The organism is Rhodococcus sp. P1Y (assembly GCF_003641205.1).
GTDB lineage: Bacteria > Actinomycetota > Actinomycetes > Mycobacteriales > Mycobacteriaceae > Rhodococcoides.
Window position 1 is genome coordinate 5,696,717 of record NZ_CP032762.1, and the last position, 11,988, is coordinate 5,708,704.

At 63.8% G+C, this 11,988-nt stretch carries 16 protein-coding genes; 5 read left to right on the plus strand and 11 right to left on the minus strand.

Annotated features, from left to right (window positions below):
- Window positions 1–54 precede the first annotated feature (54 nt).
- From D8W71_RS26405 to D8W71_RS26415, 4 genes are all read right to left on the minus strand, one after another.
- The gene (locus D8W71_RS26405) at window positions 55–1,125 is read right to left on the minus strand and encodes an FUSC family protein (RefSeq protein WP_121119962.1); all 1,071 of its coding nucleotides are present in this window, start codon (window positions 1,123–1,125) and stop codon (window positions 55–57) included.
- Window positions 1,126–1,189: 64 nt separating this feature from the next.
- Window positions 1,190–1,606 (minus strand): DUF3151 domain-containing protein, encoded by a 417-nt coding sequence (locus D8W71_RS26410; RefSeq protein ID WP_121119964.1) that lies wholly within the window; start codon window positions 1,604–1,606, stop codon window positions 1,190–1,192.
- Window positions 1,607–1,706: 100 nt separating this feature from the next.
- Entirely contained in the window at window positions 1,707–1,859 is a 153-nt protein-coding gene (locus D8W71_RS27440) for a hypothetical protein (protein ID WP_153275437.1), read from the minus strand.
- A gap of 2 nt (window positions 1,860–1,861) precedes the next feature.
- Window positions 1,862–2,413 carry a hypothetical protein gene (locus D8W71_RS26415; protein ID WP_153275438.1) on the minus strand — a complete coding sequence of 184 codons (552 nt, stop codon included), beginning with the start codon at window positions 2,411–2,413 and terminating at the stop codon, window positions 1,862–1,864.
- 67 nt (window positions 2,414–2,480) lie between these two features.
- Between D8W71_RS26415 and D8W71_RS26420 the strand changes: the two genes are divergently transcribed.
- Window positions 2,481–2,930 carry an Rv0361 family membrane protein gene (locus D8W71_RS26420; protein ID WP_121118039.1) on the plus strand — a complete coding sequence of 150 codons (450 nt, stop codon included), beginning with the start codon at window positions 2,481–2,483 and terminating at the stop codon, window positions 2,928–2,930.
- A gap of 229 nt (window positions 2,931–3,159) precedes the next feature.
- Here the strand turns inward: D8W71_RS26420 and fbaA are convergent, their stop codons facing one another.
- The gene (fbaA, locus tag D8W71_RS26425; protein WP_121118041.1) at window positions 3,160–4,200 is read right to left on the minus strand and encodes a class II fructose-bisphosphate aldolase; all 1,041 of its coding nucleotides are present in this window, start codon (window positions 4,198–4,200) and stop codon (window positions 3,160–3,162) included.
- Between the two features lie 194 nt (window positions 4,201–4,394).
- On the opposite strand from fbaA, the gene D8W71_RS26430 reads away from it, so the two are divergent.
- Window positions 4,395–5,123, plus strand: coding sequence for a VTT domain-containing protein (locus D8W71_RS26430; protein ID WP_121118043.1), 729 nt, complete (start codon window positions 4,395–4,397; stop codon window positions 5,121–5,123).
- Between the two features lie 32 nt (window positions 5,124–5,155).
- On the plus strand, window positions 5,156–5,806 hold the full coding sequence (locus tag D8W71_RS26435; RefSeq protein WP_121118045.1) for a DedA family protein: 651 nt from the start codon (window positions 5,156–5,158) through the stop codon (window positions 5,804–5,806).
- A 1-nt stretch (window position 5,807) separates the two neighbouring features.
- Here D8W71_RS26435 and D8W71_RS26440 read toward each other — a convergent pair whose 3' ends face one another.
- From D8W71_RS26440 to D8W71_RS26465, 5 genes are all read right to left on the minus strand, one after another.
- Entirely contained in the window at window positions 5,808–6,599 is a 792-nt protein-coding gene (locus D8W71_RS26440; RefSeq protein ID WP_121118047.1) for a methyltransferase domain-containing protein, read from the minus strand.
- A 14-nt stretch (window positions 6,600–6,613) separates the two neighbouring features.
- Window positions 6,614–7,726: a glycoside hydrolase family 76 protein gene (locus tag D8W71_RS26445; RefSeq protein WP_201265202.1), complete on the minus strand. Its 1,113-nt coding sequence runs from the start codon at window positions 7,724–7,726 to the stop codon at window positions 6,614–6,616.
- Between the two features lie 43 nt (window positions 7,727–7,769).
- Window positions 7,770–8,453: a TrmH family RNA methyltransferase gene (locus tag D8W71_RS26450; RefSeq protein ID WP_201265465.1), complete on the minus strand. Its 684-nt coding sequence runs from the start codon at window positions 8,451–8,453 to the stop codon at window positions 7,770–7,772.
- A 5-nt stretch (window positions 8,454–8,458) separates the two neighbouring features.
- Window positions 8,459–9,073 (minus strand): DUF6636 domain-containing protein, encoded by a 615-nt coding sequence (locus tag D8W71_RS26455; protein WP_236077622.1) that lies wholly within the window; start codon window positions 9,071–9,073, stop codon window positions 8,459–8,461.
- A gap of 83 nt (window positions 9,074–9,156) precedes the next feature.
- Window positions 9,157–9,945, minus strand: coding sequence for an SDR family oxidoreductase (locus D8W71_RS26465; protein WP_201265203.1), 789 nt, complete (start codon window positions 9,943–9,945; stop codon window positions 9,157–9,159).
- 88 nt (window positions 9,946–10,033) lie between these two features.
- On the opposite strand from D8W71_RS26465, the gene D8W71_RS26470 reads away from it, so the two are divergent.
- Entirely contained in the window at window positions 10,034–10,486 is a 453-nt protein-coding gene (locus D8W71_RS26470; RefSeq protein ID WP_121118053.1) for a hypothetical protein, read from the plus strand.
- Here the strand turns inward: D8W71_RS26470 and D8W71_RS26475 are convergent.
- Entirely contained in the window at window positions 10,454–11,122 is a 669-nt protein-coding gene (locus D8W71_RS26475) for a lysoplasmalogenase (RefSeq protein WP_121118055.1), read from the minus strand. The two genes, D8W71_RS26470 and D8W71_RS26475, sit on opposite strands and share 33 nt — an antisense overlap.
- Window positions 11,123–11,245: 123 nt before the next feature.
- Here D8W71_RS26475 and D8W71_RS26480 point away from each other — a divergent pair, with 123 nt between their 5' ends.
- The gene (locus tag D8W71_RS26480; RefSeq protein ID WP_121118057.1) at window positions 11,246–11,845 is read left to right on the plus strand and encodes an Rv1733c family protein; all 600 of its coding nucleotides are present in this window, start codon (window positions 11,246–11,248) and stop codon (window positions 11,843–11,845) included.
- The last annotated feature ends 143 nt before the right edge of the window (window positions 11,846–11,988 follow it).

The following is an 11,988-nucleotide window of genomic DNA, read 5'->3' on the forward strand; positions in this document are numbered from 1 at the left end:
GTTCCGAAAGGTCACCATATGCGTACATGCGCATATGTGCAATGGCCACGAGTTCTACAACGGGTCCGGCGTCACATCCGGTTTCTCGACGGTGGGAGGCAGAGTTGCCAGCGCCGAAATCCGCTTCAATCCCGCTACCTGCAAGAAGTCGACGATGATCGACCGGAGCTGAGCAAGCACCACAGTCGCAGACAGTCCGGCGTTGGAGATCAACTCCGGTTTCGCGCCAGCCGCAACCGAACGAAGAACACGGGCAGCCTCTGCCGCATCAGGTTGCTGGCCTGGGTCGGCCAGGATCATTCGCCGCAGCACATCGGTGGCGTGGGCAAGTCGCTCCACTTCGTCCACGACGCGCGGGTCGAGAATCTCGTCGTCGCGCACCAGGGTCAGTGACCGGCGGGCCAGAACTCGGATGTTACGGATCGCGTTGTCGATCGGGTCCGCAGTCTTGGCAAGTCCGGCCAGACGGTTGCGATGCCCCCAGTACAGAGGCGAAATCCGAGCGATTTCTCGGCCGCCCTTGAGGTCGGTTCGAAGGGTGTCGATGTCCGACTGCGTCGCCCGAGCCTTCTTCAACGCCACCTCGATGGGCTTCGGGTCGTTGGCGACCAAACCGTCGGCGACCTTCTGGAGCACCTCGGAGGCCGTACCCAGCACCTTCGCGGCATCCTTACGCGCACGCCACACCGGATGCGTCGGGATCAGCGCGACGATCGCGATGCCGACGAGACCGCCGGTCAACGCGTCGACCATTCGGTCGATTCCTCCGGAGTCGCCGGGAGGAATGAGGGTCGCGACGAGCACCGCCGACGAACCGGCCTGCATCGCGATGATCGGACCGCCGTCGAGAAAGACCGCGGTCGCCATTGCGAGGACCACGACCAGCGCAATCTGCCACGGACCGCTGCCGATGGCCGAAATGATCAAGTCGCCGACACCGATGCCGACCGTGACGCCGACGACGAGTTCCGCCGAGCGTCGCATCCGAGCTCCGAGCGAGACGCCGAGGGATACGACCGCTGCGATCGGGGCGAAGAACGGGTGGGCGTGGCCAACTATGTCGGTCGCGACGAACCAGGCAACACCGGCTGCCAGCGCACATTGAACAATAGGCAGCAGCGACAACTGCAACCGCGTGAATCCGGCGCGAACTCGAGCTTTTCCGCGCCGCGCGGTCGGGCGTAGTCGGTTAGCCGAGCCCGAGAGCTTCCGCTGCCTTCGGGTCGCAGTCTTCGAGGAGGTCGAGGCACCGGGCGTATTCGTCGTTCTCCCCGATATCGCGCGCAGCTTTCGCGAGAACGGCGACGCAGCGGAGGAATCCTCGGTTGGGCTCATGGCTGTACGGGACCGGCCCGAATCCCTTCCATCCGTTGCGGCGAAGCTGGTCGAGCCCGCGGTGATAACCGGTACGAGCGTAGGCGTACGCGGTGATTGTCTGGCCGCCCTCGAAAGCGGCTTCGGCCAGATAAGCCCAGGCGATGGATGCCGTCGGGTTCGCCGCAGCCACCGCTGCGGGGTCCTCGTGATTCAGCAGGGCGGACTCTGCTTCGTCGTCACCGGGAAGCAGCGTCGGCTGTGGTCCGAGCAGGTCACCGAAAGAAGTCATGACGACCATTGTGCCCCGACACCCCCGTCGGTTGCGTCCGGCCACCCACCCTCGCCCATTAGGCTCGTTGTTTCGGTCGAGTTCTGTGGTCAGTTGGGAGTTACACGGTGTCGGAGAAGGACGAACGGGCGAAGAAGGCCGAGGCAGGGCCGCGGGCGGACGAGCCCGCAACCGAGGCCATCCCGATACCCCCCAAGGGCGAGCCGATCAGCACAGGCGACGCCGAGCCGAAGCCGCCGACACGTCCTGACACGGTCACGTCCGAGCCGGACGCCACTCCGCCTGCCAAGACGCCACCAGCCAAAACACCCCTGCCAAGACTCCGCCAGCCAAGGCACCGCTGGTTCGGACCAAGTCTCCCCGCCCGCCTGCGAAACCCCTGCCCAAGCCCACCGCCCCGGTCCCCGAGGCGGAATCGGAGGAGCCCGGTGAGCCGACTGAGCCCAAGCGCGACGCCGCCGAGTCCGCCGTTTCCAAGTCAGACGCAACCGACCCAGCCACCACCGAGCTCGACGTCTCCAAGCCTGACGCCACAAAGTCCGACGTCTCCAAGTCCGAGGAGCCCCCGGTCGCCGGGACGGCGGATGCGGCGGAGACTGGGGCGAACTCCGAAGCGGAAACGACCGCGATACCGCGGGTCGCGGCTCCCGCGCCGAGGATCACCGAGCCCACGACCACCGAGCCCACAGCAGGCAGGCCCACTACGAGCCAACCCGCAGCAAGCGGGCCGCCGACTGCAGTTGCCAAGCCCACCGTCGGACCTCGGCGCATTCCGCCCCGAGCCGAGGATCCTGCAGCGAGGGGCACCCTTCCTCAGCCGCGTCGAATTGCGCCCGCTGCCAAACCTGAGCGCATCGGACCGCCACCGGAGAAGGTGAAGACACGTCGACGAGTAGGCGGACGCTGGATCGCTGCGTTGGCCGCGGCGGTGCTGCTGATCGTCGCCGTAGGAGTAGCTGGTTTTCTGTACCTGTCGGGCGAACGCGAGGACAACTCGCCCGAAACTCAGATTCGAGCGCGGGTCAGCTCGTTCACCGAGGCGTTGACGTCGGGAGATCTCGAGACTCTTCGGTCGACCTCATGTGGAGAGATGGCCGCCTACTACCGCGACATCCCCGACGCCGCTTTCGCGGACGTGCATCGCACGGCGGTCGAGCAAGGGAACATCCCCGTCGTCGAGGGCGTCGATGCAGTTCAGATCACCGGCGACACCGCCATTGCGCAGGTCATCGCGTACACCGCAGCAAACCCGAACGAGCGGTCACCTCGGACCTTCGACCTCCGCCTCGAGGGTGACGAATGGAAGGTCTGCGATCCCGAGTAAGTGGGGTGACCGAATGAGTCGTTCGCTCGCATCGGGGCCGCCCCGCGCGGGTTGCAGCGAGAGCACCGGTTGCAACACGCGCACCGGCTGAAACCCGCGCGTCCAAAGTCCGCCGCAGGCCAGGGTGACCGAATGGGTCATTCGGTCACAGCCGGGCCAGCCACGCACCACCGCAGTGGTGTGAACGAGTGCCTCCGAGGGCACCGAACCACACCACTGCGGGGACGCGCTATCCGGCGCTTACGCTCCGACCAGCGGACTTGAGGTCGTTGCATGCCTCGATGACGCGGGCGGTCATGCCGGCTTCGGCCTTCTTGAGGTAGCTGCGCGGGTCGTAGGCCTTCTTGTTGCCGACCTCGCCGTCGACCTTCAGCACACCGTCGTAGTTGCTGAAGAAATGACCGGCGATGGGGCGGCTGAACGCGTACTGGGTGTCGGTGTCGACGTTCATCTTGACGACGCCGTAATCGAGAGCCTCTTCGATCTCGCTCTTCGCCGAACCCGATCCGCCGTGGAACACGAAGTCGAACGGCTTCGAGCCTGCGGCCAGACCCAGCTTCTCCGACGCCACACGCTGGCCGTCGGCGAGCACGGACGGCTTGAGCTTGACGTTGCCCGGCTTGTATACGCCGTGCACGTTGCCGAACGTTGCTGCGAGTAGGTAGCGCGATCCTGCGTCACCCGCACCGAGAGCCTCGACGGTCTTGAGGAAGTCCTCGTTGGAGGTGTAGAGCTTGTCGTTGATCTCTGCTTCGACGCCGTCTTCTTCACCGCCGACGACACCGATCTCGATTTCCAGGATGATGCGAGCCGCTGCAGCCTTGGCGAGCAGATCCTTGGCAATTTCCAGGTTCTCGTCGATCGGCACGGCAGATCCATCCCACATGTGCGACTGGAACAGCGGATTGCGACCCGCGTCGACGCGCTCCTGCGAGATGGCGAGCAGCGGGCGGACGTAGGTGTCGAGCTTGTCCTTCGGGCAGTGGTCGGTATGCAGCGCGATGGTGACGTCGTACCTCGCGGCGATCACGTGAGCGAACTCCGCGAGCGCCACAGCGCCGGTGACCATGTCCTTGACACCGAGACCGGACGCGAACTCGGCACCGCCGGTCGAGAACTGAATGATGCCGTCACTTCCCGCGTCGGCGAAGCCTTTGATTGCGGCGTTGACGGACTCGGAACCCACGCAGTTGATTGCCGGAAATGCGAATTGGTGTTCCTTGGCCCGGCCAAGCATCTCGGCGTAGACCTCGGGAGTTGCGATCGGCACGGCGTCATTCCTCCATGTGAAGAGATTGATTGTCTGTTGCAGTATGGCAAGCCCGACCGCTGTGTGTCGCGGTACCCACCCACATCACATGCAGCACCCCTGCCACCGAAGGTGACAAATCGGACATCGTGTCGACGGCATTTCACCAGTTGTTGTTTACGGTTGTCCCAGGTTCGGCCGGTAGGGTGGGCGCCGTGAGTCTTCTTGCTGCCTCGGAATCCGTGACGACCAACCTGGCGCTCCTGCCCGGGTTTCTCGATCCGGTGAATCTGCTCAACTCGTTCGGCACCTGGGTGCTGGTCGGGTTGCTGCTCGTCGTCTTCATCGAATCCGGACTCCTGTTCCCGCTGCTGCCAGGTGATTCACTGCTCTTCACGGCCGGTTTGATCGCGGCATCGAAGTCCGCGGACATCCCACCGTTCGCTCCCATCGGGGTGCTGCTCGTACTCATCCCTATCGCTGCGATTCTCGGTGACCAGGTCGGATTCTTCATCGGGACCAAGGGTGGCGCGGCGCTCTTCAAGTCGAACGACTCCAAGTTCTTCAAGAAGAAGTACATCGACGAGTCACATGCGTTCTTCGAGAAGCACGGCCCGATCACCATCATCCTGGCGCGATTCGTACCCATCGTGCGCACATTCGCGCCCGTCGTCGCCGGTGCGTCGAAAATGAAGTACTCCATCTTCCTCACCTACAACGTGGTCGGCGGCATCGTCTGGGGAGCGGGCGTCACAATGCTCGGCTACCTCCTCGGACAAATTCAGTTCATCCGAGACAACGTCGACATCATCTTCATCCTCATCGTCCTGGTGTCCGTCCTGCCGATCGCCATCGAGGTCGGTAAGCGACTGATCAAGGCCCGTAAGACTCCGCTGTCCGAGGCGAGCGACGCCATCGACGCGCAGCAGGACCCCACCTCCTAGATCGCGGAAACGCAGCAATCGTGATTGAGTCGATGGGCCAATTCGGCCCCCTCTCCACCGCAGGCCCTCTGGTCGTGTGGATCATCGTCATGACCTTCGTGTTCATCGAGTGCGCCGTGATCATCGGCCTGTTCCTGCCCGGTGATTCCATGCTCATCACTGCCGGAATCGTCATGGCTACGCACGCATCCGGAACCGCACATGTGTGGGCACTGTCGGCCGGAGCCATGGTCGCAGCAATCGCAGGCAACCAGGTGGGCTACGTCATCGGGCATCGCACCGGATCGACTCTCGTCGCTCGCAAGAACGGCAAATACCTCAACACCAAGAACCTGCACAAGGTGAACTTGCTACTGGAAAAGCACGGGTTCTGGGCGGTCCTCGTTGCTCGATGGATTCCGTGGGTTCGCACCCTGTGCCCGATGGTCGCAGGCGCTGCAAAAATGAATCACCGCCGCTACACGATCGCAAGCACGCTGGGCGCGATCATCTGGGCGCCGGTACTCCTGCTGGTCGGCTTCTACTTCGGCAGCTTCCTCGACAAGGTGCCGTGGCTGCTCCCAGCCGTGCTGATCGGCATGATCGTGCTTCTGGTCGTGGGGACCGGACTCGGAATCTGGCAATACCGCAAGGAGATGGCTCGGCCCGCGGAGACCATCGAGGTCGAAGAAGTTCTCGAGTAGATCAGTCTTTCCGACCGACGACGAAGACCCTGCGGAACGGAAAGACGGTCCCTGCGGTCGTCGAGGGATATGCCTCACGGAGGAGCGCCGCGTACTGCTCCTCGAACCGAAGTCGCTGATCTTCGGTCAGTACATCCAGCACGGGCCGCAACCCGGTCCCCCGCACCCACTTCAAGACGGGGTCTTCACCCTGCAGGACGTGCATGTACGTCGTTTCCCACGCGTCGACGGACCATGACGTGTCGACGGACCATGACGTGTCGAGCAACGCCGACGCATACTGCTGTGCCGAGTCGGTACTGTCACCGCCGCGCAGGACACCGGTCAACAGTGGCGCCCATTCCGGCGACGATGCCAGTTCTCGCATAAGCACATGCGACGGGGCGTCGAAATTTCCCGGCACTTGCCACGCCAGAGTGCCACCCGAATTCAACTGCGACGCCCAGACCGGAATCAGATCCCGATGCTGCGGCACCCATTGAAGCGCGGCGTTCGACACGAGTACATCGACCCCGGTTGCGTCGAAATCCAAAATATTGCCTTCGACGACGGAGACGTTCGGCGGTAGATCCGGCGGCTGCTTCGCAACCATGTCCTGCGACGAGTCGACGCCCGTGATGACCGCGTCGGGCCAGCGCTCGGCCAGGGTCGCCGTTTGAACGCCGGTCCCGCAGCCGAGGTCCACCACCCGCGCCGGAGAATCGTGCCGAATTCGTGCCACCATCTCGACGAACGGCCGCGAACGCTCGTCGGCGTAATTCAGGTACACATCCGGATTCCACGAGGTCCCCATGACCGATACCTTAGCTAACGAAAGCCGGCTGCGGACACCGTGTACGCCGCCTCCATCAACATCCACCCGCCGAGCTGAACGGACAGGTCTCGTTCGGGTACGACCGAGGAACGAACGGTTCCCCCACGAGAAGTCGCGACGGAGTGGCTCGGCCCCGGGAGCCTTGCCTCGGACTCCCACGCAGCGCCGAACAAGGGATAGTCCTCGACCTCCAGCCGGTTCTCCCATGCTGATTCGGCCGAGGCGAGCACGATCGCCGCAGCCAAAGTACGAGCAGCCTGATCTTCGTCGGAATCCCCCGGCAGACTCGTCGCGACGAACGCCAGGTAGCGAGCGAGAATGCCGTCGAACAGCCCTCCATCTCCGCCGCCTCCCCCGACGATGACCAGGTCCCGACACAACCGGGCCTCAACCGCAGCGACCAGGTCGTGCACGCGCTCACGGTGTCTCGATTCGTCGAGCCGAATTGCAAGCTCGGTCTCCACTCCCAGAACAACGCCCTGGCAATAGCTGAAGATCGCCCGATCGAGCACGCTGCCAGTACGGATTCCGTCGAAGATCAGACCACTCTTCGGATCCTTGAGCGCACTGTCCATCCAATCTGCCATCGCCTGCGCGCGCCACGACCGGCCTGTTCGTGCAAGAAGAATCGACGCAGGGCCATTGGCCGGAGCGTTGAAGAAATCATCCCCTCGGCGCCACGGGATGCCACCCCCGGCGTCCGGGGACCACGCGTCGAACAGCTCCATCTCGATCGTTTGAATAGCGGTTCGGTGTCCTACCGAGTGCAAGCGCTGCGTTCGTTCCAATGCCAGCCCGAGCCAGGCCATGTCGTCGTAGTAGTTGTTCGTCCAGCCTGTGATGTTCCGAATACGATGCGCGCGGGCGATCTTTGCGAGCCGCCGACGGCGCTTGGAGGTCGGTTCACGGCTCGCGGCATCCACCGCGCAGTCGAGCAGGTGCGCCTGCCACCAGTAGTGCCACTTCAGAAACGCCCGCTCGCGACGAACCGGCGGCCACGCTACGACGGCAAGCGCTGTCCCCGGCAGACCCCACAACCGACGTACGTGCCGCGAGAGCACCGCCCCCTCCGCAGCGTCGGCCCGCTGCGCCCATAGCTCCTGCATAACCGATGATCCTGCCATCCGCACTCGGAACCCTCACAGACAGTCAGGACCAGGCCTGTGACAGATCAGCATGACGCCTGATCCAGGCGTGCATCGCAATCCCGGCTGCAACACCTGCGTTGATGCTTCGAGTCGACCCGAACTGCGCGATGGACACGGTCATCGACGCGCCGTCACGGGCGTCTGCGGTGACTCCAGGACCCTCTTGACCGAACAGGAGCAGACAGTCGCGAGGCAGGTCAGCCGTCTCGATGGGTACCGATCCCGGCGTGTTGTCGACGGCAACAACCGTCAGATCGTGCTCGCGCGCAAAAACGAGCAGGTCAGCCACTGTGTCGTGATGATGGATGTGCTGATAGCGGTCGGTCACCATCGCACCACGCCTGTTCCAACGACGGCGCCCGACGATGTGAACCGACTGTGCGGCAAAAGCATTGGCTGTCCTGACGACCGTGCCGATGTTCGCATCGTTGGCGAAGTTCTCGATGGCGACGTGCAGCGAGTGGCGCCGAGTGTCGATGTCCGCAACGATCGCTTCCCTGCTCCAATACCGATAGGCGTCGACGACATTGCGACGGTCGCCCCCGTCGAGCAACGCGGTGTCGAACTGCGCCCCGGTGGGACGAGGATCGTCGTGCTCCTGCTCCCACGGCCCGACGCCGTTCGGGTGCTCTCCCCATTCGGTCGGGCCGGGCTCGTCGCCGGTAGGGATGTCGCCGGTAGGGATGTCGCTCAAAAGATTTCGTTACTGTCCGGGGCGATACGGAAGCCGTGCCCGGTCTCGTCGTTGGTACACGAGATGCCTTCCGAAGCCGACAGGCAGGAGTACCCGTCGGCATGGATGGACTGACCGAGTGCGAGTGGCGGGTCGATGGTCTCCCCACCCGAGGTGTACACCGCACCTCCCGAGCACATGAACGAGGCCTCACCCTCGTTGGTCACTCGGATTCCGTTGCCCCAGCTGATCATGCAGTCCTCGGGCCTCGGCGGGACCGGTGCGGTGGTGCCTTGGCACCCGGCTTCGGTTCGACTGGCCAGTGTGACGATGCCGCACTGGAACTGCCCGTCGGGCGAGGAGAAGTAGTAGGCGCCGTCCAGCGCCGCATACGTGGTCTGCGGCGCCGGAACGGGTTCCACCTCGGTGGGCGGAGGCGGTGGCAATTCTGTCGTCGGCGCGGGCGCAGGCAATTGCGTGGTCGTGGGCGGGACCGTCGTCGTTGTCGTTGTGGTGACCGGTGGTGCAGCAGCGACGTCCGCGCCGGACTCACTGCCGCACCCCGAAATCAACGCTACGACAGCTACCGACGCTGCCACTGCCAGACGCTTGCTCGCGCGCTGTTGTGCCATGAAAGAACCCGACCCCACTTTCGCTCATCCGTACTGGAGAGCGACCCTACCGGCGAACCGACCCAGCCGCCGTCGTGCGATGCCTACTTGTGTGCGAGGCGCCTGTTGACCTCGCGGGTGAGCCATGCGGGAGAGAAACGCGAACCCAGCGACAGCGCTTTGGACTGGATTCCCACCGGGAAGTGCACCTTGTGCAGCAGTCGCTTGGACGGTCGTGTGGCGTCGAAGATGGCCTGGGACACATCGTCGGCGGTGAGCTTGATTCCGAGCGAATTGGTGGTGCCGGTCGACACGCCCTGGGTCATCGCCGTCTGCACGAACAGCGGCCACATGGCCTTGACCGATATGTCGTACTCGGCCCACTCGAGATCCAGCGCCTCGGTGACACCGCGTACTGCGAACTTCGTCGCGCCGTAGGTGACCAACTCGGGTTGCCCGTAGATCGCCGACGCCGAGCACAGGTTCACGACCTGCGCGCCCTTCGTCGCTTTCAGATACGGGAATGCAGCGAGCGTGCCGTAGACGACGCCGTTGAAATTGATGTCGATCTGACGCTTGTGCACTTCGATCGGCATCTCCTCGAAACGCCCGGCGACCAGAATGCCCGCGTTGTTGATCAACACGTCGAGGCGACCGTCGGCCTCCGCGTCGAACTCCTTCAGACGATCCTCCCACTGCTGCGGGTCGGTGACGTCGAGGGTTCCGGTGACCACACGGCCCCCGCTGGAGGTGATGGCCTTGCCCAGAGACGCCAACCCCGTCTCGTCGATGTCGTAGGCACCGACGAGGTAACCGGCTCGTGCAAATTTCAAGGCAGTGGATCGTCCGATCCCGGCAGCGGCGCCGGTGATGAACACAGTAGGTGTAGACACCCCGTCAGGATAGGCGTAACTGTGCGTATCGGTAAGACCCTTGTTCACATTTGAGGTCTAGCCTGAGAATGTCTCGAGGAGATTTTGGATGAATCACGAACGAACCGTGCGCGCAGTGGCGATCGTCACAGCCGTGTACATCGTCGTGCTTGCGGTCTGGGCTGGATGGTTTCGTCCGTCCGCACCAGCGGGAACACTCCCCTACCAACTGGCTGCGTTGATCGCAGGATTCGCGTCGGCGCTGGGTCTGGCGATGATGATCGCCCGTCGCCGCACTGCCGATGAGCGCAAGCTAGCGCGCAACGGCGTCGAAGGATGGGCGAGAATTTCACGGGTTCATCCGATCGACGACACCTCGAGCGAGTTGGATCTGGAGTTCACCGTTCCAGGATCGGTCTCGTTCGCGGGTCGCATCGTGTATTCCATCCCGCCAGGTGAATCGGCTCGCTTCCACGTAGGCGCCGTAGTCCCGATCATGGTCGACCCCGCCGATCACCACCGTGTGCTGCTACTGCCGAGACAGACCCTCGACGAGGAGTAGCTGGGCTAGTGCGTAGGTCGCGAGAATCGTCCCTTCCGCTGCCCTGCGATGCGATTCGGACACGAGAAACAATCGTCTGAAGACAATCAGAGCGTCGGACACGGTGAACAGCACCCCGCCCAGCGCGAGCCGCGACCTAGGGTCGACGCCCGGCACGACGAGTCCGCAGAAGCGTCGTGCGCCCGGTGCGAGCGACGGGTCGGCTGCGAGCGTCGACATCGTCGCGAGTGTCAGACCGTATCCGGACAGTCCGGGCGCCACATCCCGAGACCGCCGGCCGAGCGTTACCGCTGCTACAGCCCAGCCGGCGAACCGCGGAACGAGGTTCACCGCTCGTGGCCGCGCACCACGCGAAGACAACAGACCGATGTAGCAGCCCTGCATGACCGCGAACGCCGCCGCACCGCGAAGAATGCGGGTGTCGTCGTCCGGGTCGATGAGCAGAACGTCTCCCAGCGTCGCCGCGGCCAGTGCAGTCGCAATCGGCAGAGCAGGCCTCGATACGCCCGCGGCCAGCGCCGGAACCATCAGCGGCTTTGCAATCTGCTGGGTCCTCGGTGATCCGACAACAGCCCCGGCCACCGTCACGACGGAAGCCGCGGCGAAGGCTGCGCGCGACAAAGTCGATCGGTTCATCTCGAACCTCCCTGCTTAGCTGGGGTAACCAATTGTGTGATGCTGGCCCCTTCTCCTTGATTCACGGTCCACCACCTTGTCATCGTTGGAGGGTAAACACTGCACACGAGACCGAGGACTGCTATGCGGCGGAAACACACGAACAACACCGGGCCGTCCCATGTCGACGTGCAGTTCGATCGAAACCCCCTCGTTCGACCGTCGGACCGCCTCCAGGCCCGCGTCAAGCGAATCGCCACCGTGCTCATGATTCTGATGGTTCCGGCGGCGGCGTGGTTCGGTATGGCCACACTGTCCGAGCAGCAAAGCCGGGTCGCAGAGCAGCAGTACACCCGCCATTCCGTCACGGCTACCACGACGTCGACGACCGAACCGACGCCTTTCGCGCAGTCCGACTACTCCACCCAGAGCAGCGCGACCGTCGACGCGTCGTGGACCTTCCAGAACGTCGAGCACCAAGGTCAAGTTGCCGTCAGCACCGGCGCGCCCATCGGTACGAAAGCCGACATCTGGGTCGACGACAAGGGCGCTCGCTCCACTCCACCTCTCTCGGACGGCGACGCCGTCTTTGCGGCTCTGTTCACCGGATTCGGGAGCCTGTTCGCGGCCTGCCTGATCTTCTACGGCGTCTACGCGGCAATCCGGTTCCACCTGGATTGCCGACGCGATGCGGAATGGGATCTGGCGATCAAGAACTTCATGGACGACAACAGCCTGAACTGACGCCCGTTCGCTCGCACGAACGAAGCCCCACCCGCACACATCCGGGTGGGGCTTTTTCGATTCCCGTTCGTCGATCTCGACCGCACACGTTGCGACCGCCCGCGCTGGTTGCACCGTGTGCGGTTGTCCAGAAAGTGTGCGAA